The sequence below is a fragment of the Affinundibacterium flavidum genome, from assembly GCF_014284175.1.
Taxonomy (GTDB): Bacteria; Pseudomonadota; Gammaproteobacteria; order Burkholderiales; family Burkholderiaceae_D; genus Undibacterium; species Undibacterium flavidum.
In genome coordinates, this window is the sequence record NZ_JACOGA010000010.1 from 182,405 (window position 1) to 204,123 (window position 21,719).

Below are 21,719 nucleotides of genomic sequence, written 5' to 3' on the forward strand. Positions count from 1 at the left end.
GACTCAACAAATGCTAATTCATGTAATGTTAGAAATTGTCTCGATGACACTGACGAAAACATTGTCGAGGATTTACATATTTGCTCGCACTTTTCATTGGTTAAAAATGCCTATCGCTTTATCGCGGAATGAAAATCGTCGAACAAGCTTATACGGACTTGTACACTCATTTTTGAATTAGGAAATTTTATGCGCAATAGTCGTCCTTCGCCACTGATGAAACGATTAGTCATTACCATTGCCATGCTCACAGTTGGCGCCTGTACTTTGATTCCATTTCAAATTGATCAAAAAGCGAGCGCACCGACCCTAGATGGATTTGGAGAAAATAGTCTCTGGCCTTCGCAAGCGAACGATGCGGCGCGACTTTTATTTGCGCAAGGTATGGGCCAGGTTTATGGCTTCAATGGCGCAGAAGCGATTCGCGCCTTCAAGGCGGCATTAGCGCGAGATCCTGAATGTGGATTATGCGCTTGGGGTGTTGCGTATGAAATGGGTCCGAATATCAACAATCCCCGACGCGGTGATTTGACCGAAGCACTGCGCTATGTGGAATATGCTCTTAAGCACAGCCAGAAGGCCTCGGAGCGCGATCGAGCGTTGATTGAGTCATTGGCGTTGCGTTACGCGCACGGCAGTGTGGCGCGTGATGTGGCGCCTTTGCTGGGCGAAATTTGTGCGGTCGCAGGTAGTGGTGGATCTGAGCGCGCGAATCCCTTAGATGTCGCTTACGCGGAGCGCATGCAACAATTAGCTGATCGTTTTCCCAATGATCCCGATGTCTTGGCTATTTATGCAGAAGCCGAAATGGTAGCGACAACTGCCGATTGGTGGGACAGAAAGACGGGGCAGGCTGGTGGGAAAATCGGCGACTTAGCGAATCGTTTGGAAGCAAATCTGATCAAGTTTCCTAATCACACCGGGTTAAATCATTACATGATCCACAGCGTCGACGCAGTGCAAGTGGCAAGTCGTGCAGTTGCAGCCGCCGACCGTCTTGGTCAACTTGCGCCTAAATCACCGCATCTCTTACATATGCCGTCACATACTTATGCGCAGGTTGGTCGATATGCCGATGCAACGCGAGTGAATCAACTTGCGGTGGCGGCTGACGAAACCATGATGGTCGAATTAAAGAAACAAAATTTCTCTGTATCGTCTGACTGGCGTGGACATAATCGCCATTTTCAGTGGTACGGCGCTTTAATGGAAGGACGCGGTGAATTGGCATTAGAAACCGCTCGTGCTGCCGCTCAACAGTCGAAAGGCGACCATACCTTTGGCGAATATACGCGTAGCTTGCCTATGTTGACTTTGCTATATCTGCAGCGCTGGGATGTTTTGCAAAAAGAAGCTATGCCGACTGGAGGTAAGGGCGTAGCAACAGTCTTGGGAGAGATGTCGCGTGGGATTGCTTTTGCCCGCACTGGGCAAATTGATGCAGCAAAGACCGCCTTGACACGTCTGGAACCGGCTGCGACAGAGCTACTCAAAAAGAATATGGGCAATGATTACTTTTCCAAGCTAATTCGCAGTATCACCAAGACTGCACAGTACCAACTGCGTGCGGAACTTGCCTTGGCTGAAAATCGCACGGATGACGCGATTTCGTATCAAGCACAGGCGGCGGACGCCGCATATGATGCGGAAGGCACAGAGCCGCCAATTCTAGCTGGAGGCCCTTTACGTAGATTGGGGCAAATGCAAGTACAAACTAAGGCGTATGCCGCTGCGGAACAAAGTTTCAAGAAAGATTTAATTGAGCATCCGCATAGCGGTTGGTCTTTACAAGGCTTGAATGCTGCATTACTGGGACAGGGTAAGAAGAATGAAGCGCAGCTAGTCAAGAATGATTTGGATAGTAGTTGGAAGTCGGCTGATTCGCAGTTACGTTCGAATTATTAGTACTCCTAGCTGAAGTCTGGTTTGTGAAAATGGCGGCTAAGTCAAGGAACATAACTCCGTCATTTTTAGACTCGAATTTGCTTCACTGTGAAAGCTCGCTACATGCCAACGCAATCAATATTTGTACTTTGCCACTAGCTACTTTTTCCTTATAAAATTGCAAGTGACATCGTTAAACGCAGCACGCGGGGTATTTGTTGGTCACCCAACACATAGTGATAAGAAACATTGCGATAAAAAATAGTGAGAATGTAAAAGGATATTCATGCGTGACTTAACTCAAGGATCAATTCCCAAACATATACTGGCAATGGCAGCACCTATCGGCATAGGCATGCTGGTGCAAACGCTTTATTTCTTTGTGGATTTATATTTTGTTGCGGGTCTCGGTGACGCTGCTTTGGCGGGTGTTAGTTCGGCTGGTCTTTTGAATTTTATTGTGATGGCATTGACGCAAATGCTGAGTGTGGGAGCCGTTACTTTAATCTCGCATGCCGTTGGTCGTAAAGATCAGCCAGAAGCGAATCTGGTGTTCAATCAAACCATCGTTTTGTCGACGATCTGTGGCGTATTTACCTTGTTAGCTGGTTATCTTCTAGGACCGGTCTATATGGCTTCACTGGGGGCGGATCAGGCTACGATCGACGCTGGCAATACCTTTATCCGATGGCTTATTCCGGGGCTTGCTTTGCAATTTGCTTTGGCCGCAGCGGGCGGCGCTTTGCGTGGAACAGGCGTTGTAAAACCCGCCATGGTGGGGCAAATGTTGACTGTTCTAGTGAATATTATCTTAGCGCCAGTGTTGATAGCAGGTTGGGGAACTGGACACGCTATGGGCATTGCTGGTGCAGGGCTCGCCACTTCAATTGCGTCGCTGGTTGGTGTCCTAGTCATGCTCGTGTATTTCGCGAAACTTGAACATTATGTCGCCTATCACGCCGCATCTTTACGTCCTGATTTTACGATTTGGAAGCGAATGCTGAATGTGGGCTTACCTGCTGGCGCAGAGTTTTTATTCATGTTTATTTTCATGGCGGTGATTTATTCCATCATTAAAGATTTTGGTGCTGCGGCACAGGCAGGGTTCGGTTTGGGTTCACGTGTGATGCAAGCGATTTTTTTACCCATCATGGCAATCTCATTTGCGATTGCGCCGATTGCTGGTCAGAACTTTGGCGCCAAACTACCGCAGCGTGTGCGTGATACCGTATGGAAGGCGATTTATATAGAGAGTGCGATGATGGTCACTCTGACCTTGCTTTGCCAAATTGAACCACGTTGGTTTGTGCACTTCTTCACACAGGATGAACAAGTCATTGCGGTGGGTGCTGAATTTCTTCAGTTGATATCCTGGAATTTTGTGGCTTCAGGAATTATTTTTGCGTGCTCTGGTATGTTTCAAGCATTGGGCAATACTTGGCCCTCGTTGATTAGTATGGGAACGCGGGTTATCTCCTTCGTTATTCCCGCTTTATGGCTGTCTCATCAGCCTGGATTTAAGATCGTCCATGTTTGGTATTTGTCGGTGGCGACCGTGACCTTGCAAGCGTGTATCAGTCTATTTTTTTTACGCGGACAACTGAAGAAAAGTTTGCGGACGATGGAGTGAATAGTGTTTGCGAAGCTTAGTGATTTGAAAGTAGGTGATTTGCAGAATTCAGAATCATTGATCTGGCAGGCTCTAATTTTTGCAAACTAAATCTGCTTTTTCTTCAGCGCGTTTTAACTTCTGCCTGGCTTTCATTTCTGCCTTAGGTTGAGTATTTTTCAAATCTTCTTTTGCCCACTTTGCTTGCAATTGCTTTGCTTCACAGTGCTTTCTTGCGCTAGCTGCTTGGCTGGCAATATGGCGATTAATAGCATCTTGTTTAGCATCGTCTTTGTGGCGAGATTTTTCGAGTTTGCTCACTATTTTAAGACGTTGTTGGTGCGCGTTTTGCGCAGCATGTTGTTCCTGTTCTGAAGGACGAATTGTCTTGATGTCGATGACAGTCGACGTACCACTTTTGCATGGCGTTTGACTGAAAATGATCTTGCCGTTGTCCTGACATTTAAATGCGGGTGTGTCAGCAATTGCGGAGCTAAGGCTCACACCCAAACCTAAACTCAAAAATAGCATCGTCGAAACAAAAAATTTCATGGGCTGTCCTATAAGATTTTCCCCGGGTTCATGATGTTGTGTGGATCAAGTGCATGCTTGATCGCGCGCATCAATTTGATTTCTACTGGTGATTTGTAAAGCAGTAATTCATGTTTTTTGAGCGTGCCTATGCCATGTTCGGCAGAAATCGAGCCACCATACTGGTGCGTTTTATCGTGCACGATACGATTGATTTCCGTTTGATGTTGTAAAAAACCATCTTGATCAGCGCCGAATGGGGGGGAGACGTTGTAATGCAGATTGCCATCGCCTAGATGACCAAAAGTGACCATGCGACTAGACGGAAAAGCTAACCGTAGCGCGGTATCAGTGTCTTGTACGAAATCGGCGATTTTTGAAATGGGTAGCGAAATATCGTGTTTAATATTTTTTCCTTCTTTAGCTTGCGCTGCAGAAATGGATTCGCGTAGTGCCCAGCAATTCTTAGCTTGCGCAATCGAGTTTGCAATCACAGCGTCGACTACCAGTTCTTGTTCAAATGCCGTCGTAATCAAATGTTCCAATAATTGCTTCGTTACTTGTTCGTTGTCGTAAGTTGAGAGTTCTAACAAAACATAAAAGCGTGTGGCATATTGAAAAATTTTCTGGTATTGCGGAAAGTGTTGATGGACTAATTCTAAGCTCAACTGATTGATTAATTCGAATCCCGTCAAGTTGGCATGGCACTGTTGTTTAGCCAAGTGCAGTAGCGCCACTGCCTGTGTAATATTATCGAGAGCGATGAATGCCGTTCCTTGGCTTTTTGGTTTGGGATACAGTTTTAAAACCGCGCCCGTAATAATTCCCAATGTACCTTCCGCGCCGATCAATAAATCACGTAAATCGTAACCTGTGTTGTCTTTGCGTAAGCCACGCAAACCATTCCAGATGTCACCGTCTGCCGTTACAACTTCAAGTCCCAGGCAGAGTTCACGCGTATTGCCATAGTGCAGCACTGCGGTACCGCCAGCATTGGTAGATAAATTGCCACCTATGGTGCAACTGCCCTCAGAGGCCAGTGATAATGGAAAGAGAAAATCAGCCTGATCCGCCGCATTTTGTATTGTCTCAAGCAAGCAACCGGCATCGACTGTGATGGTGCTATTTGCGGTATCAATTTCGCGGATTTTGTTTAGACGTTGCAAAGACATGACGATGGCTGTACCTGACTGATCTGGGATGCTACCCAAAACCAGTCCAGTGTTGCCACCTTGCGGCACGATAGGGACTTGGTGTTCAGCACATAGTCGCACTAGCAGTGCGACTTGTGCTGTATTGGCTGGTTTGACAACAGCCAGACATTTACCGGTGGCGCGTTGCCGCCAATCTTGCAAATATGGCGCTTGTGCTTCGGGTTCATGCAAAACATAATCTTCTCCAATGGCTGCTCTGCAGAGGTTCAGAAAATTTTGCATAAATTTTTTTTGATCTTTTTTAGTTGGATGCGGAGGATTCGGTTTCGGCTTTTTTCTTAGCGGCTTTAGCGATTTTTTTGTATGGCCGCACATAGTAAATGGCGCTGATGAAGAACAATACACTTAAGACGATTTCTAAACCCGCTAAGCCGCGTGAAATCAATTCCGCATCCCCCATCGCTCTGACCACCCCTTCCATGAAATAAAACATGATAAACATAGATGACCATTGTAATGTGTAAATATTTTTTTGCAATACTCCGCGTAAAGGAAACAACAAGGGTAAGACTTTCAACACCCAGATTGAACCGCCTGGCTTATACGGAGCCAACCACATTTCCCACGCGATGCAGAGAGCGATCAGACCAATTAAACTAGCGCTTGCCAGACGATGAAACAGAGTAGGTGATTGTGTCATGGTGTTTGTAGCTTTAATGCGGTTTCGGCGAGGCGCTTACCAAGCGCGATGCTTAGTATACGAGTGTCTTCGGTAATCGGTAGTTTGCCATCCAGGCCAGACCAGTGCGTTGCGCCGTACGGGCTGCCGCCTGATTTGGTCGCCATTAATTCTGGATGCGTGTAGGGTAAACCGATTATCAACATGCCATGATGCAGGAGCGGTAGCATCATTGATAATAAGGTTGACTCTTGCCCGCCATGTAAACTTCCAGTGGAAGTGAAAACACAAGCCGGTTTGCCACTCAAGGTGCCCGACACCCAATCGGCTGCGGTGCCATCCCAAAAATATTTCATTGCGGACGCCATATTGCCAAAGCGGGTAGGTGAGCCAAGTGCCAGTGCAGCGCATTCTTTAAAATCACTTAACTCTACATACGGCGCGCCGCTGTCAGGTATCGCGGATTCTGTCGCTTCTGTGACGGTGGAAACGGCTGGCACAGTGCGCACCCGCGCCTCGCATCCAGGGACGCTATTGACGCCTTGGGCGATCAATTGTGCTAATTGCTGGGTGCTACCATGGCGTGAGTAATAAAGTACTAAAATCGGAATCATAAATTTATTCAAAGTCTTTCATAGTCGTGCAAGGATGCTGTGTGTATAAGCCCATTGCTGCATCACGATTTCGTCACTTCGCTATCATCTGATGCTGGATGAAACGCAGGCGTTGTTGTATCCGTTTACCGATGACCTCGGGACTGAATTCCTCCAGCATAGTTTTGCGCGCTGCTTGTGAGATTCGGTTATACAGCGCGCGATCATTCTCTAACTGTTGCATCAGTTGCGCGGCATGTGCAATATCAGGCTCGGCCCAGGTTTGCCCGGCTTTATAGACTCCGACATCCTGCTTAATTTTCACTAAGGTGTAATTGACTGGGAGCGAATTATCTTGTCGCATGAATTCGGTATTGCCAGACCAATTAGTAGCGATGACGGGTTTGCCCAAGAACATCGCTTCCGCCGGACCCAAGCCATAACCTTCAGACCGATGTAAAGAGATTAGCGCATCACAAACCGATTGCAGATCATAAACTTCTTGGCGGCTCAAGGTTTGATTAATCCAGATGATGTCACGACGTCCTAGCAAGCGCTCTTGTAGCAATTGCATATCTTGAACATGATGTTGCGCATTTTGAGTCTTAATCACTAACACTGCACGTTCATTGTCGGCGCCGAATGCACGTTCAAACGCATCTAAACTCGCTTGCGGATTTTTTCTTTCCTGATACGAGGAAAAATCGTACATCATTAGGAATAGAAATTTATCCTGAGGTAATTTGAAGTACTCACGATTCGCGTTTGCCGATAGCGAGAAATGGATCGCATGTGGCATGCGAATGACCGGTATCGGCGAATGCTTAGCAATCGATTCTTGCACAAAGCCTGTCGGTACCCAGACTTCATCAAGTTGATCAAATCCAGCACGGTGTTCGGGCAGCATTTCTGGTAGTTCCCAATGCCAAAAACCGATGTTGTATGGACCAAAAAAATGACTAGGCAATTGCATTTCGGCTTCTGGCATCTGATCTGCATTGATATGAAAGACATTTACTTCATGCACAATGTCAGTCACGATTTTTTTCTCAACGCTACTATCGTCAGTGCGGCTCAGATTATTCCGGTTAAAGTCGATCACGACATAGGGCGTATCGCTGGCGGCGAGTGCTCCAGCAAACTGCCGTAATGATTGACCTACGCCATGTTCGGATCTGGCATAGCCAAGTAAATTGATGCCGGGGACGGCTTCTTCTGTCGCGGCATCAATTTGCATTTGTTCTGGATTGAAAACGGTACGTGACCCCAGGCGTAACTCACTTAGTTGAAATGAGAGTTCACGGCTATCTTCATTGATGCCTAAAGTTTTTGGTACAAAACTACAGGACGGCGTCAGGTATAAAGTTGCAGGCCAACGCGTTGGAAGATTTTGTAATTCGATGCTGATGTCGAACTCGATATCTTGAATTACAATCTCCTGCCTAGGCTGTTCGTCAAAGCCCACACTGATTGTTAAATTGGGTGAGTCGGACGACAACTCGACTAGTTGTGGATGATGTATGCCGCGCAGATTTAATGTTGGCGCGTCGTTTTGGTCAATCAAAAATCGTGCTTGCTTGCTAACCCACCACGCCGTTTGTTGATTTTCGAAATAGATTCCGGAAAATTTCTGCTTTATTTTGCGACCGCGTATTTTGCGTGTTGGTATGTTCAATTCAATGGCAACATGCGCAGAGTTTAAGGGATCTAATTTAATAGATTTGTTTTGCTGCAATCCTAATTTATTCGCCCAACGAGATGCACGGAATTGCCTAAACGCCAAACGGCAAAAATCAAGCGGATTGTTGATTTGCTGGTATTGGCGAATCCGTTCATGGCTAATCTTCCCACCCGTCGCGCGTCTGTGTAAGAACACTAAGCCACGTGCCCAAATTGTTGCTTTGTGGGCTTGTAATATCTGCTGCGTTTGGTTAACCGCGTCCTCAGTTTTCAGCCTGCTGCGTATCGGGTTAATGAAAATTTCGGTAATGCCGATTTCGATGGCACCACCACCGACGAACCAATGACAGTAAGCTTGACGATGGCTAGTCAGTGGATGTGGAAATGCGCGTTGCAGATGTTGGTGTTCTATCCAAACGGCACGCAAGATCACCGGTAAATCGCCAGCTTCACCATTAACGAAAAAGTCGATGCCGTCAAAAGGGTTTTCACCGGCTTGGAATCGCACATCTTCATCTTCCCTATACAAGTAGCGTAAGGCATTCGGGATCGGTGTTCCATCCTTGAATTTGCCGAAGGTGTAAGGGCGTTTTCTAAATTCACTGAGGCCGTGTGAAATGACTTTTTGCGCATACGTCAGCGCCAAAGATTTAGCGTCGCCTATGCTTTCAAGATCGAAGCGATTTTGATGTTTAGAAAAGGGCTTAGGGTGTAGGGGATCAAATCCGCTGAAGTGGAAAAACCGGAGGGGCCTATCATTCACCAGATAATTGTCGCCGACTTTTTTTAGCTGGCGATGTGCAAGATTCCAGTAGGCGACGTTGTAGCCTGGGTCGCGCAAGATCGCAAATTTGCCAAACATACCTGGTGCCAGATCCACCCATTTCTGATCGGTAAATAAACCGCGTGCAGGATCTGATACTGCGCCATGTTCAAGCTTTTCTTCCCACCAATGAATAAAAGCATCGGACTCGGGTTGATTACCCAGTGCCAAGAATCCTAAGTTGAAGGAGCCGGCACGCATGATATCTAACTCTGTTGGCGCAAACTGATCATTGAGTGGGGCGGTCAAATGCGGAGTGACGACTGCTGCCGCGCCATCGTTGAGCAATTGTTCGACATCGAGCAAACGGTCAACCACCAAAATATCTGGATCGATATACACAATGTGGCTGTAACCAAGTTTTCTCAAATGCGAAAACATATAGGGCTTGATCGCGGTGTTGAGTTCCATAATTCCATAGCGGAACAGGAATTCATTTATCTTCGGCAGCGGTAAAGATTCTACTAAAACGGGTTGAAAGAGTTGGCCGCCGAATGCGTCAACATCATCACAACGGTCAGCGAGGCCGACAAACCTATCCCAATCTGGATGTGTTTGTGCCAATGACTCCATCAGAGTTTTGGCAAATGCTCCATAGTTGAGCGAAACGATGGTAAAGACCGCGGTTTTGTTATTGTTGTTCAAGGTAAATTATCTGGCAATGTAAGTGTGATGGGGCGGTGTGGATTGGTGACACCTGCTGCTGCCGCATGATACCCGATCCCGATCAAGGCTTGAAGACTTGGCAATCATGCAGGAATAATTTTGAGTATGTTTTTGTTAATGTGGTGTGATTCAGGCACACTTGGGCATCTTAGCCAAGTAAAATACCGGACTTCATGCCAATAAAATGTTTTAAGATTTTGGCATTTTTATCTTAAGGAAATTGACATCAATGCGTGGATTAAGTTGGCCGCAAATAAAGAATCTAATTCAATTCGCACTTCGTCGATTACAAGAGGTGCGCTTGCCGCAGGTAGCAGGCAGCTTAACGTTTACGACAGTATTGGCTCTGGTGCCGATCTTGACGATAGGTTTAGCGATATTAACTGCATTCCCTTTATTCACAGATTTTAAGGCGTCGCTCGAAGCTTACTTTACGCAAAGCCTAATGCCTAAGCAAATCTCGACGACAGTCATGGGATATTTGACACAGTTCGCCACCAAAGCAACAAGGTTATCTGCGGTCGGTGGTGTAGTCTTGATGTTCACCGCAGTCGCTACGATGGCGATGATCGATAAGACTTTTAATCAAATCTGGCAAGTCAAGCGATCAAGACCCCTAGTGCAAAGGATAGTCGTGTATTGGGCAATTGTCACATTGGGGCCTTTGCTCATCGGCATTTCTATGAGCGCGACTTCAAGCCTGTTTACTGCAACCAACGGTTTGATGAAAACAGTTCCCCTAATCGGTACAATTTTCTATACCTCAGTCTCGATTGCGTTCACAACTGGTGCATATACTTTGCTGTATCTGACAGTGCCGAATCGACCTGTAGATTGGCGCGATGCCGCATGGGGCGGTGTTTTCGCGGCGGTGGCTTTTGAAATTGCTAAACGTCTATTTGCGATCTTCATTAAGCAGTTTCCGACTTATACAGTGATTTATGGTGCACTCGCGGCCGTTCCAATTTTCTTAATTTGGATTTATTTATCCTGGCTGATTACCCTCGTTGGGGCGGTGATTGCGGCTTCATTGCCAGTAGTGAAATTTGAGCGCTGGTGGCATGTCCCAGAGCCAGGCAGTGCATTTGAAGATGCGATGGCAGTTTTACGTATTTTGGTCATGGCACGTAATTCTGATGCGAATGCGGTAGTCGACGTATTACAAGTGCGCAAGCAAACTCGCTTTGGTGTGGATGAAATCGAAGGCTTGCTAGAAAAAATGTTAGATGCTGGCTGGGTTGCACGTTTGACGAATGATGGCCCAGTCAAGAAACGCTCTTGGTGGCACAAACATGATGCCGGTGCTGAGCGCTGGGTATTGATCATGAATCCTGCAGCATTCACGCTGGCTGATGTGTATCGATTATTTGTATTTGATACTAAGGCCAATTCTCCATTGGCAAATCATGTGCACCGTGTGATCGGGGATGGTATGTCCGAAAGTTTGTTTGATCATTTCCTATTGCGTTAGAGCTGGCAGGCTCGCTGAACATTAATATTATTCGGCAAAATTCGATTTTAGGTTATTAAATTTGGCAAATCCTACATGGTGAAATTGTGATTTCACATTGTGAAAACCTCTAATGTGCCGCACCATAAAATAATTTCATTTTGAGGAAAGTTGTTTCGTATCATGAAATGTAAATCATATCTATTTGATTTATAAGTAAAAAATATTTCTCCTATGTCTTATATAAGACATTGTTGCGCTGCAAGGTTTGTCCTACTATAGATCTCAAGGACGAACACTTTTTAAGCTTTTTTTAAGCATTGATTTAAAAACCGCAGCAATCACAACAGGAGAACTACCATGACGCAAAAACTTACTCGCGAACAGCAAATTGCAGAAATCCAAAAAGATTGGGATACCAATCCACGTTGGACAGGCATCAAACGTAACTACACAGCAGAAGATGTAGTTCGTTTGCGTGGTTCATTGCAAGTTGAACATACGATCGCTAAAACGGGCGCATTGAAATTATGGGACTTGGTTAACAATGAACCCTTCGTGAATGCACTCGGTGCTTTGACTGGTAATCAGGCTATGCAGCAAGTTAAAGCGGGCTTGAAAGCGATCTATCTCTCTGGCTGGCAAGTCGCTGGCGATGCAAACGTGGCTGGTGAAATGTATCCAGATCAATCCTTGTATCCAGCCAATTCAGTGCCTTTGGTTGTTAAACGTATCAACAATACCTTGACCCGTGCAGATCAAATTCAATGGTCAGAGGGTTCTGGCGATGTCGATTATTTTGCGCCTATCGTGGCGGATGCGGAAGCTGGTTTCGGTGGTGTATTGAACGCGTTCGAATTGATGAAAGCCATGATCGAAGCGGGCGCATCCGGTGTTCACTTTGAAGATCAATTGGCTTCAGTCAAAAAATGCGGTCACATGGGCGGTAAAGTCTTGGTACCAACCCGTGAAGCTGTAGAGAAATTGAATGCTGCGCGTTTAGCTGCTGACGTTATGGGTACGCACACGGTCTTGTTGGCACGTACAGATGCTGAAGCAGCTGATTTGATCACGTCTGATATTGATGATAACGACAAACCATTCTTGACGGGCGAACGCACGGTTGAAGGCTTCTACAAAACCAATCCAGGTTTGCAACAATCTATCTCTCGCGGTTTAGCTTATGCTGAGTATGCCGATATGATTTGGTGCGAAACAGGTAAGCCAGATTTGGCTTTCGCAAAAGCATTTGCAGATGCGATTCATGCTAAGTTCCCAGGTAAATTGTTGGCCTACAACTGTTCACCAAGCTTTAACTGGAAAAAGAATTTGGACGATGCAACGATTGCAAAATTCCAAAAAGAATTGGGCGCAATGGGTTATAAATTCCAATTCATCACCTTGGCAGGTTTCCATGCATTGAACTATGGCATGTTCAACCTGGCACACGGCTACGCACGTCGTCAGATGTCCGCTTTCGTCGAATTGCAAGAAGCAGAATTCGCAGCGGCAGAGAAGGGCTTTACTGCGGTGAAACACCAACGTGAAGTTGGTACGGGTTACTTTGATGCTGTGACCCAAGTGATTCAACAAGGTCAGTCTTCAACGACTGCTTTGCATGGTTCTACTGAGGATGAACAGTTCTTTGATGCGAAGAAAGTGGCTTAAGTTTAGTTAGCATTTTTTTGAAATAGAGCGGTAGCATTGAAAGATGCTACCGCTTTTTTTATTAATATTATGATTATTAATATTGTGAGTGCTTGTATTTAGGCGCAGAAAAAGGCCTGATCGGTTAGTATTTCAGCTGCGGAATAATAGCCCATCTCTTAAAGAATACACGTTATGCCTTTATCTAAAAAAACTCGAATAAAAATTTGTGGAATTACGCGATTAGAAGATTTGCGCGCTGTGGTCGATGCTGGCGCTGACGCCCTTGGCTTTGTATTTTACCCACCAAGTCCGCGTTACCTCAATCCTGAAGCTGCGGCTTCCTTGGTTGCTGCAATGCCACCATTTGTGACCTCGGTAGGCTTGTTTGTGAATGCCAGTATGGAAGAACTCCAAGCCGTCATTAAGCTGGCACCTATACAATCATTGCAATTTCACGGCGATGAATCGGCACAAGAGTGTCATCGCTTGGCGAGTGCCGTGAACCGGCCTTTTATCCGTGCTTTTCGGGTAAAACCTGACACAAGCGCGGCAGATTTGTTAGAATGTGAGGCAGAATATAAAGCAGCTAGTCCTTTATTTCAGGGACTGTTGCTTGACACTTTCGTAGATAGTTTCGGTGGTAGTGGAAAGGTTTTTGATTGGTCTCTCATCCCAAAAGAACTCGCGCCTCGGGTCGTTTTAAGTGGTGGCTTGAGCGTACAAAACGCGACTGACGCAGTCGTGGGTGTACGGCCGTTTGCAGTCGACATCAGTAGTGGTGTTGAACTGTCAAAAGGCGTGAAGGATGCAGCTAAGGTTCGGGCATTTGTGCAAGCCGTGCGCTTGGCCAATAGCATGCCAGACAATCAAAACTAGTTTTCCAAGGAATTTTCATGAAAGAATTATCTTCTCTTGACGCCCATTTCGAACGTCAATCAGTGAGCGCACAAGCGCCTACCGCGATTTACCATTCCGCAACTTATAATTATCCCGATGCCCGTGGGCATTTCGGTATGTATGGTGGCACTTTTGTCTCTGAAACTTTGACCCATGCTTTGAATGAGTTAAAAGATGCCTACGCCAAGTTTCAACATGATCCGGAATTCTTAGAAGAGTTTCGCTATGAGCTCAAACATTTCGTCGGTCGCCCATCACCTATCTATCACGCAAAACGCTGGTCCGAAATCATGGGCGGCGCGCAGATTTACTTTAAGCGTGAAGATCTGAATCACACTGGCGCGCATAAAATTAACAACGTGATTGGCCAAGCTTTGCTGGCTAAACGCATGGGTAAACCACGTGTGATTGCAGAAACCGGTGCGGGTCAACATGGCGTAGCGACCGCGACTATTTGTGCACGTTTTGGCTTGGAATGCGTGGTGTACATGGGTTCTGAAGACGTAAAACGTCAGGCGCAAAATGTGTATCGTATGAAGCTCTTGGGAGCGACTGTGGTGCCAGTTGAATCTGGTTCCAAGACTTTGAAAGATGCCTTAAACGAAGCAATGCGCGATTGGGTCGCGAATGTCGACAATACTTTCTATATTATTGGCACGGTCGCTGGCCCGCATCCTTATCCCATGATGGTGCGTGATTTTCAATCCGTCATCGGGGAAGAATGCTTATGGCAGATGCCAGAAGTAGCGGGACGTCAGCCCGACGTCGTGACCGCGTGCGTTGGTGGCGGCTCGAATGCGATGGGGATTTTTTATCCCTATATTGATTTGAAAGACGTGCAATTGATTGGTGTTGAAGCGGCAGGTGAGGGCTTGGAAACCGGTAAGCACTCAGCCTCCTTGACGGCAGGTTCTCCGGGCGTATTGCATGGTAATCGCACTTATTTGATGCAAGATGAAAATGGACAGGTCATCGAAACGCATTCGGTGTCAGCTGGCCTCGATTACCCAGGAGTTGGTCCGGAACACGCCTGGCTCAAAGATTCTGGCCGCGCGCAATACGCGACAATTACGGACGAAGAAGCGCTCAAAGCTTTCCACGATTGTTGTCGTATTGAAGGAATTATTCCTGCATTGGAATCAAGTCATGCTTTAGCCTACGCGGCAAAATTGGCGGCGACTATGCCTAAAGATAAGATCGTGTTAGCGAATTTGTCTGGGCGTGGCGATAAGGATATGCATACGGTTGCAGAACGAGCTGGACTGAAGTTCTACTGAGCATAATCAACATAGCCGCAGAGACGCTGAATGCACAGAGTTTTTTTAATGTGCGGTCAGCGTCGCTCTGTAGTTCCACTATTCTTAGCCTAAAGTGAGCGTAAAAATTATGTCCCGAATTCAAGCATGTCTGGCTGCTTTAGCAGTACAAAATAAAAAAGGTCTGATCCCATTTATCACTGCGGGTGATCCTGATCCTGAATTAACTTTACCTTTAATGCACGCCTTAGTCGAAGGTGGTGCCGATATCATCGAACTCGGTGTGCCATTTTCTGATCCTATGGCCGATGGGCCAGTGATACAACGTGCCTCTGAGCGTGCTTTGCTCAAAGGTGTTAGCTTGCGAAATGTATTGGAGATGGTCAAACAGTTCCGCAGTACAAATCAAACCACGCCCGTCGTATTAATGGGCTATGCCAACCCCATAGAACGTATGGGGCAGGAGCAATTTATTCATGCAGCCTCAGAAGCTGGTGTTGACGGTGTCTTGGTCGTCGATTACCCGCCTGAAGAATGTGAATATTTCGCTGAAAATATGCACAAAAACGGCATGGATACGATTTTCTTATTGGCACCAACTTCTACCGATGAGCGTATTGCACAAGTTGGAAAAATCGCTACTGGCTATGTGTATTACGTTTCTTTAAAAGGCGTGACAGGTTCCGGTGCTTTGGATTTGGATGCTGTCGCTGACATGATTCCTCGCATCAAAAAGCATGTGAGTGTGCCAGTTGGTGTTGGCTTCGGAATTCGTGACGGTGTAACGGCGAAGGCAATTGCCTCCATATCGGACGCGGTGGTGATCGGCTCTCGTATTATTCAAGAGTTGGAAAATACCCCGAGAGAGCAGGCAGTTGCAGCAGTCCAAAGCTTTATCACAGGAATTCGTAGTGCTCTTGATAATTAAATCGATAAAAAATCCTCAGAAATCTGCCGCTTGATGCTTGTTAAATAACTATCTGAGTCGCAATTGGCGCGGAAATAGAATAGAATACGCGCCAATTGCAACATTCCTAGAAGAGTGCGCCCCGTTTGATGAATGTAAATTGATCAAATAGATATGAGGAGAGAGCTATGAGTTGGTTAGAAAAATTACTTCCCCCACGTATTCAACGTTCCGAAACGGCCAACCGCCGTTCCATGCCTGAAGGCTTATGGGTCAAATGCCCATCTTGCGAAGCTGTTTTATACCGTTCCGATTTAGAAGCCAATGTCCACGTATGTTCTAAGTGCGATCATCATTTGCGTATTAGCGCACGTGAACGCCTTGATGCCTTATTGGATACCGGTGGTCGTTATGAAATCGGACAGGAAGTTTTGCCTGTGGATACTTTGAAGTTTAAAGACAGCAAAAAATATCCAGAACGTCTTAAAGATGCAATGGACAGCACCAATGAAACCGATGCATTGGTTGTGATGGGTGGATCCATTATGTCCGTACCAGCCGTCGTAGCCTGTTTTGAATTTGGATTTATGGGCGGCTCTATGGGCTCAGTTGTTGGCGAACGCTTTGTACGTGGCGTACAAACGGCGTTGGAGCAAAAAGTGCCGTTTATTTGCTTTACAGCGACAGGTGGTGCTCGTATGCAAGAGGGCTTGTTGTCCTTGATGCAAATGGCTAAAACCACAGCGATGTTGACCAAATTATCTGAGAAGAAACTACCGTTCATTTCTGTCTTAACAGATCCAACCATGGGTGGTGTGTCTGCTTCTTTCGCTTTCATGGGTGACGTCGTGGTCGCAGAGCCAAAAGCATTGATAGGTTTTGCAGGGCCGCGCGTAATTGAAAATACGGTACGTGAAAAGCTTCCAGAAGGCTTTCAACGCGCTGAATTTTTAGTGCAAAAAGGCGCCGTGGATATGATCGTTGATCGTCGCAAAATGCGTGAAGAATTAGCCCGGTTGATGGCACTCTTGCAAAATCAACCAGTGGAAGCCGTTTCTTAATTCCAATGTCATTTCAAGAGCCTGAAGATATTTGCTGATTTGGCAAAAATCTTCAGGCTCTTTTCATTTTTATTTACCTCTAGATTATTTTCGCATAACCACCATGAGTAATTCTGACACTTCAGTAAAACCAAGTAATTTGCTCGAATGGTTATCTGTTTTGGAAACCCGCCATTCAAAAGAAATAGATATGGGCTTAGATCGGGTTTCTCACGTCAAGAATAAGCTCGACATTCAGTACGGTTGCCCTGTGATTATGGTGGCTGGTACGAATGGTAAAGGTTCAACCTGCGCGATGTTAGAAGCGATCTTGATGCAAGCGGGTTATCGCGTTGGTTTATATAGCAAACCGCACTTCTTGGATTTCAACGAACGTGCACGTATCAATGGCATTCCCGTCAACGATGAAATCTTTGTGCAGGTATTTGATCAAGTAGAAGCGGCACGTGGTGATATTTCGCTTACTTATTTTGAATTCACGACACTCGCCATTTGTAAGTTGTTGGCCGATGCGCCGCTAGATGTCGTCATATTGGAAGTAGGTTTGGGTGGGCGCTTAGATGCGGTAAATGTGATTGATGCCGATGTGTCCATCGTGACGAGTGTGGATATTGATCATGTTGACTACCTCGGTGATACACGCGAAAAAATAGGCTTTGAAAAAGCTGGAATTTTCCGGACTGGTAAAGTGGCAATTTGTAGCGATCCTCAACCACCACAAAGCTTGATTGATCATGCCGAGTCAATTGGTGCAGATTTACGTTTATTTGGTCGCGATTTTAACTACAACGGCGATAAGCAACAATGGAACTTTGGTGGCCGCGAACAAAGGCGCAATTCTTTAGCTTACCCAAGTCTGCGAGGCGCTAATCAATTGTTGAATGCCTCAGCTGTATTAGCTGCGCTTGAAGCCTTACGTCATGAATTACCCGTTGGTGCGCAAGAAGTGCGAACTGGATTGGTGATGGTCGATTTGCCAGGGCGATTCCAAGTCTTGCCCGGACGCCCAACAGTTGTTTTGGATGTTGCCCACAACCCGCATGCAGCCGCGACCTTAGCGCAAAATCTCGACAATATGGGCTTTCATGCCTATACCTATGCCGTATTTGGTTCTATGCTGGATAAAGACATCGCAGGCGTCATCGCACAGATGAAAGATAAAATAGACCACTGGTGCGTCTGTGATTTGCCTTTGCCACGAGCTGCGACTTCTGAACAGTTATTACACAGTTTGCAGAGTGCTGGTGTGCTTGAAGATAAAGAGCATAGTTTGCAAAAATTCAGCAATCCTGAAGATGCTTATACGTTTGCAATGAGCAAAGCAGGGGAAAATGATAGAATAGTGGTCTTCGGTTCGTTTTTGACAGTTGCCGGTGTCATGCGTGCCAGAAGAAACGCTCAATCTTAAGCGACCTACCAAAGAAAAATCTATTTGCTATGAGCCTAGACTCGCTATTTAAGCAAAATAATAAGAAAAAAGCCGATGCTGATTTCACTGATGATAGTGTCAGTGGTGAATTCCGTTCGCGCTCGGAAGAAGAGAGCTTGGCCGCTGCCGATGCACCTGGACGCAGCAAAGCTGCCAAAACTGGCAAGCGCTCAACTTCTGCAGGTAATAGTCGAAAAAATAGCGCAGACGATATTGCTCTGCCGGAAAAAAAACGTGCACGCCGTCGTTTGATTGGCGCAGTCGCCTTGGTATTAGCTGCGATCATAGGTTTGCCTATGGTGTTCGATTCTGAGCCTAAACCAGGGGCATCAAAAATTGCGATAGAGATTCCAGCTAAAGATACTGCTCCGGGGGCAATACAGGACGCAGCACAGGACACAAGGCAGGTGGCACCTCAGAATGCCGCGCCCGCAAAAACTGTTTTGAACAATCAAGCTGGAACTGCGAGTCGACCACAAGACTCAAACCTCAATCAAGGCATTGATAAATCAGAAGAGATTATCGCCGCGCCTGTAGCGCCAACTAGCTCAGTGTCTAATCAAACATTGACGGATAAACCTGTAAAAGATGAACGCGTAATTACAAAGGTTGATGCCAGTACTAAAGTTCCGGTTGCTATTCCAGAAAAAACTCAAGAAAAAAACTCAGATAAAAAAACTGATCTTGGCTCCGGCAGTAAAAATGCCATTGCTGCTCAGGCTGTTACTGCTAACAAAGTAGTACCAGATCCTGTAAAAAAACCTGAAATAAAAGTCGAACCAAAGACTGAAACCAAGAAGGACACTATTGACGATGCAGCGCGTGCACTGGCTTTATTAGAAGGGCGAAGCTTGCCTGAGCCTGCTAAGACTGTTGCAAAGCCAAACAAGACAGAAAGTGCTGCCGGAACTTTTGTTGTACAAGTTGCAGCCTTAAATTCAGCCGCTAAAGTACGCGAACTACAGACAAAATTAAAAGCCGCAAATATTCAGTCATACACACAAAAAATTATTACCAAAACCGGTGAGGTCAGCCGGGTACGTGTTGGGCCGTTTAGTAGCAAAGCAGAAGCCGAAAAGATGCGTGCGAAGTTAGTGAAGATTGGCTTAAGTGGCTCATTGGTGCCTACTTAAGCCTACATGAGCCAACATGAATCCATATGAGCTGGCTTAATTTTTGGCAAGGATAATTCGTGACCTTATTTGATTACATCGTTTTATTTATCATTATTTGTTCGGTGGTGATCAGCACTTTGCGTGGCTTGATTAAAGAGATTTTATCCTTGATCAGCTGGATCGTTGCTTTGGTCGTCGCAAATGCGTTTGGTGCAACGGTGGCGAATTGGTTGCCGGATATGATCCCTGGTCAATTAACTCGCATGATAGTCGCGTTCTTAGCTTTGTTTATTGGTGTACGTCTGTTGATGGCGCTATTGATGCGGGCGATTGATGCCATGATAAAAGCTAGTGGTTTGAGCTTGGCTGATCGTGGTTTGGGTGGCTTATTCGGCTTGGCACGTGGTTGCGTGATCGTGATGTCTATGGTCTTAGTGTGTGGCATGACCGCGATCCCGCAACAATCATTTTGGAAAGATGCTTTGTTGAGTCCCGTTGCCGTTAGCGCAGTGCGTACGGTAATGCCTTTTTTACCTGGCTCAGTGACCCAACATGTGAAGTTGTAATTTGTTTGATTTTTGTTTGTTCTTATTTTCGTTTTTTTAGGAGTCCACCATGTGTGGCATCGTTGGCGTAGTCTCAAAAAATCCCGTTAATCAATTGATCTATGATGCTTTGCTGTTGTTACAGCATCGCGGTCAAGACGCGGCTGGTATCGCAACTAGTCACGGCAATAAATTCGCAATGCATAAAGCGAATGGTTTGGTGCGTGACGTGTTTCGTACTCGCAATATGCGCTCTTTGCCGGGCAATATCGGCATCGGTCAAGTGCGTTATCCGACCGCTGGATCCACCAGCGAAGAAGAAGCGCAACCGTTCTACGTGAATGCACCGTTTGGTATCGTGCTCGCTCATAACGGCAATTTGACGAATGCGGCGGAATTGAAAGTTGAATTATTTAAGAATGACTATCGTCACTTAAATACCGATTCTGATTCTGAAGTGTTGTTGAATATTTTGGCACATCAAATTCAAGAAGTGGTCAGCGGCTACTCTTTAGATCCTGTGTCTTTATTCCGTGCTGTGTCTATGTTGCATCGTCGTGTACGCGGTTCTTACGCCGTTGTGGCACAAATCGCTGGGCATGGATTGCTCGCATTCCGCGATCCATTTGGTATTCGTCCTTTGTGTTTGGGTTCTGCCCATACCGATAGTGGTATCGAATACATGTTGGCGAGTGAATCCGTCGCATTGGAAGGCACAGGCTTCAAATTTGAGCGTGATGTTGCCCCTGGCGAAGCAATCTTTATTGACCTCGATGGCAAACTATACAGCGAACAGTGTGCAGAAAACCCTAGCCTCAATCCATGTGCGTTTGAGTATGTGTATTTAGCGCGTCCAGATTCAACAATTGATGGCACTTCTGTGTATCAGACACGTTTGAATATGGGTAAATATCTGGCGGAAAAAATTCGCAGTCAGTTCGGACAAGGCGATATTGATGTCGTGATGCCTATTCCGGACTCATCTCGTCCATCTGCAATGGAATTGGCTGATTGTTTGAACTTAGACTACCGCGAAGGCTTCATTAAGAATCGCTACATCGGTCGTACATTTATGATGCCAGGTCAGGCAATTCGTAAAAAATCGGTGCGCCAAAAATTGAATGCGATTGCATCGGAATTTAAAGGCAAAAATGTGCTGTTGGTCGATGACTCTATCGTACGTGGTACAACTAGTCGCGAAATCGTGCAAATGGCACGCGAATCCGGTGCGCGTAAAGTGATTTTTGCTTCTGCTGCGCCTCCAGTACAATTTCCGAACGTGTATGGGATTGATATGCCGACGCGCAGCGAGTTGATTGCTTATGGTCGCTCACAAGACGAAATCTGCCGCGAAATCACAGCCGATGCTTTGGTCTACCAAGATGTTGCGGACATGAAACGTGCAATCTCTGATGCTAATCCAGTATTGAAGAGTATTGAGGCGTCTTGCTTTGATGGCTTCTACATCACGGGCGATGTTACGCCTGATTACTTGGATCGTTTGGAAGCAGCTCGCAATGGATCGCGTTCAGATAAAGAAGATATGGTGCGCTCTCAACTCAATCTTAATTTGTCGCATAGCGCTGATTGATATGTAAAGAGCTTTAAAATCACAGCAAGAGCGCTGTAACTGCATTTTTTGAAATCGCCGGTGGTGAAAACTACCGGCGATTTTTTTGCCTGTCATTTCATGTTTTTTGCTGAACATGACATTTGTCATGACAAAGAAGTGGCAAACTGTTCTTTGCATGCCCGTCAATTTGATCGAGAATACGTTCATGGTCGATAAC

The 21,719-nt window shown here is 46.0% G+C and carries 17 protein-coding genes; 12 read left to right on the forward strand and 5 right to left on the reverse strand.

Translation table 11 applies throughout. The annotated features are described in order from the left end of the window. Positions 1 to 189 precede the first annotated feature (189 nt). Entirely contained in the window at positions 190 to 1,905 is a 1,716-nt protein-coding gene (locus tag H8K55_RS12400; protein ID WP_186942380.1) for a hypothetical protein, read from the forward strand. 265 nt (positions 1,906 to 2,170) lie between these two features. Beyond that, positions 2,171 to 3,514: an MATE family efflux transporter gene (locus H8K55_RS12405; protein ID WP_186942381.1), complete on the forward strand. Its 1,344-nt coding sequence runs from the start codon at positions 2,171 to 2,173 to the stop codon at positions 3,512 to 3,514. Between the two features lie 72 nt (positions 3,515 to 3,586). On the opposite strand, the gene H8K55_RS12410 is transcribed toward H8K55_RS12405, so the two are convergent. From H8K55_RS12410 to H8K55_RS12430, 5 genes are all read right to left on the reverse strand, one after another. Further along, positions 3,587 to 4,045 (reverse strand): hypothetical protein, encoded by a 459-nt coding sequence (locus H8K55_RS12410; RefSeq protein WP_186942382.1) that lies wholly within the window; start codon positions 4,043 to 4,045, stop codon positions 3,587 to 3,589. Between the two features lie 8 nt (positions 4,046 to 4,053). Further along, positions 4,054 to 5,460 (reverse strand): FAD-binding oxidoreductase, encoded by a 1,407-nt coding sequence (locus tag H8K55_RS12415; protein ID WP_186942383.1) that lies wholly within the window; start codon positions 5,458 to 5,460, stop codon positions 4,054 to 4,056. 19 nt (positions 5,461 to 5,479) lie between these two features. Further along, positions 5,480 to 5,878: a DUF2069 domain-containing protein gene (locus H8K55_RS12420; protein WP_186942384.1), complete on the reverse strand. Its 399-nt coding sequence runs from the start codon at positions 5,876 to 5,878 to the stop codon at positions 5,480 to 5,482. Then, positions 5,875 to 6,471, reverse strand: coding sequence for an NAD(P)H:quinone oxidoreductase (gene wrbA, locus H8K55_RS12425; protein ID WP_186942385.1), 597 nt, complete (start codon positions 6,469 to 6,471; stop codon positions 5,875 to 5,877). Before wrbA ends, H8K55_RS12420 begins: the two co-directional genes overlap by 4 nt. A 73-nt stretch (positions 6,472 to 6,544) precedes the next feature. Then, positions 6,545 to 9,598 (reverse strand): glycosyltransferase family 4 protein, encoded by a 3,054-nt coding sequence (locus tag H8K55_RS12430; protein ID WP_186942386.1) that lies wholly within the window; start codon positions 9,596 to 9,598, stop codon positions 6,545 to 6,547. A 250-nt stretch (positions 9,599 to 9,848) separates the two neighbouring features. On the opposite strand from H8K55_RS12430, the gene H8K55_RS12435 reads away from it, so the two are divergent. The 10 genes from H8K55_RS12435 to purF all read left to right on the forward strand — a co-directional run bounded on the left by H8K55_RS12435 (position 9,849) and on the right by purF (position 21,520). After that, positions 9,849 to 11,090: a YihY family inner membrane protein gene (locus tag H8K55_RS12435; RefSeq protein WP_186942387.1), complete on the forward strand. Its 1,242-nt coding sequence runs from the start codon at positions 9,849 to 9,851 to the stop codon at positions 11,088 to 11,090. 339 nt (positions 11,091 to 11,429) lie between these two features. Then, positions 11,430 to 12,737, forward strand: coding sequence for an isocitrate lyase (gene aceA / locus H8K55_RS12440; protein ID WP_186942388.1), 1,308 nt, complete (start codon positions 11,430 to 11,432; stop codon positions 12,735 to 12,737). 174 nt (positions 12,738 to 12,911) lie between these two features. After that, positions 12,912 to 13,595, forward strand: coding sequence for a phosphoribosylanthranilate isomerase (locus H8K55_RS12445; RefSeq protein WP_186942389.1), 684 nt, complete (start codon positions 12,912 to 12,914; stop codon positions 13,593 to 13,595). Between the two features lie 17 nt (positions 13,596 to 13,612). Then, positions 13,613 to 14,893: a tryptophan synthase subunit beta gene (gene trpB / locus H8K55_RS12450; protein WP_186942390.1), complete on the forward strand. Its 1,281-nt coding sequence runs from the start codon at positions 13,613 to 13,615 to the stop codon at positions 14,891 to 14,893. Positions 14,894 to 15,002: 109 nt separating this feature from the next. Next, a complete protein-coding gene (gene trpA / locus H8K55_RS12455; protein WP_186942391.1) occupies positions 15,003 to 15,800 on the forward strand; it encodes a tryptophan synthase subunit alpha in 798 nt (265 codons plus the stop codon). Between the two features lie 167 nt (positions 15,801 to 15,967). Beyond that, entirely contained in the window at positions 15,968 to 16,840 is an 873-nt protein-coding gene (gene accD / locus H8K55_RS12460; protein ID WP_186889461.1) for an acetyl-CoA carboxylase, carboxyltransferase subunit beta, read from the forward strand. A 103-nt stretch (positions 16,841 to 16,943) separates the two neighbouring features. Further along, positions 16,944 to 18,248 carry a bifunctional tetrahydrofolate synthase/dihydrofolate synthase gene (gene folC / locus H8K55_RS12465; RefSeq protein ID WP_186942392.1) on the forward strand — a complete coding sequence of 435 codons (1,305 nt, stop codon included), beginning with the start codon at positions 16,944 to 16,946 and terminating at the stop codon, positions 18,246 to 18,248. Between the two features lie 29 nt (positions 18,249 to 18,277). After that, positions 18,278 to 19,402, forward strand: coding sequence for an SPOR domain-containing protein (locus H8K55_RS12470; protein WP_230408590.1), 1,125 nt, complete (start codon positions 18,278 to 18,280; stop codon positions 19,400 to 19,402). 59 nt (positions 19,403 to 19,461) lie between these two features. After that, positions 19,462 to 19,950: a CvpA family protein gene (locus H8K55_RS12475; RefSeq protein WP_186942393.1), complete on the forward strand. Its 489-nt coding sequence runs from the start codon at positions 19,462 to 19,464 to the stop codon at positions 19,948 to 19,950. 49 nt (positions 19,951 to 19,999) lie between these two features. Then, positions 20,000 to 21,520 carry an amidophosphoribosyltransferase gene (purF, locus tag H8K55_RS12480; RefSeq protein ID WP_186942394.1) on the forward strand — a complete coding sequence of 507 codons (1,521 nt, stop codon included), beginning with the start codon at positions 20,000 to 20,002 and terminating at the stop codon, positions 21,518 to 21,520. Positions 21,521 to 21,719 lie beyond the last annotated feature (199 nt).

Coding starts and splice junctions, on each gene's coding strand:
- H8K55_RS12400 (WP_186942380.1), top strand. CDS start 190: ATGCGCAATAGTCGTCCTTCGCCACTGATGAAACGATTAGTCATTACC.
- H8K55_RS12405 (WP_186942381.1), top strand. CDS start 2,171: ATGCGTGACTTAACTCAAGGATCAATTCCCAAACATATACTGGCAATG.
- H8K55_RS12410 (WP_186942382.1), bottom strand. CDS start 4,045: ATGAAATTTTTTGTTTCGACGATGCTATTTTTGAGTTTAGGTTTGGGT.
- H8K55_RS12415 (WP_186942383.1), bottom strand. CDS start 5,460: ATGCAAAATTTTCTGAACCTCTGCAGAGCAGCCATTGGAGAAGATTAT.
- H8K55_RS12420 (WP_186942384.1), bottom strand. CDS start 5,878: ATGACACAATCACCTACTCTGTTTCATCGTCTGGCAAGCGCTAGTTTA.
- wrbA (WP_186942385.1), bottom strand. CDS start 6,471: ATGATTCCGATTTTAGTACTTTATTACTCACGCCATGGTAGCACCCAG.
- H8K55_RS12435 (WP_186942387.1), top strand. CDS start 9,849: ATGCGTGGATTAAGTTGGCCGCAAATAAAGAATCTAATTCAATTCGCA.
- aceA (WP_186942388.1), top strand. CDS start 11,430: ATGACGCAAAAACTTACTCGCGAACAGCAAATTGCAGAAATCCAAAAA.
- H8K55_RS12445 (WP_186942389.1), top strand. CDS start 12,912: ATGCCTTTATCTAAAAAAACTCGAATAAAAATTTGTGGAATTACGCGA.
- trpB (WP_186942390.1), top strand. CDS start 13,613: ATGAAAGAATTATCTTCTCTTGACGCCCATTTCGAACGTCAATCAGTG.
- trpA (WP_186942391.1), top strand. CDS start 15,003: ATGTCCCGAATTCAAGCATGTCTGGCTGCTTTAGCAGTACAAAATAAA.
- accD (WP_186889461.1), top strand. CDS start 15,968: ATGAGTTGGTTAGAAAAATTACTTCCCCCACGTATTCAACGTTCCGAA.
- folC (WP_186942392.1), top strand. CDS start 16,944: ATGAGTAATTCTGACACTTCAGTAAAACCAAGTAATTTGCTCGAATGG.
- H8K55_RS12470 (WP_230408590.1), top strand. CDS start 18,278: ATGAGCCTAGACTCGCTATTTAAGCAAAATAATAAGAAAAAAGCCGAT.
- purF (WP_186942394.1), top strand. CDS start 20,000: ATGTGTGGCATCGTTGGCGTAGTCTCAAAAAATCCCGTTAATCAATTG.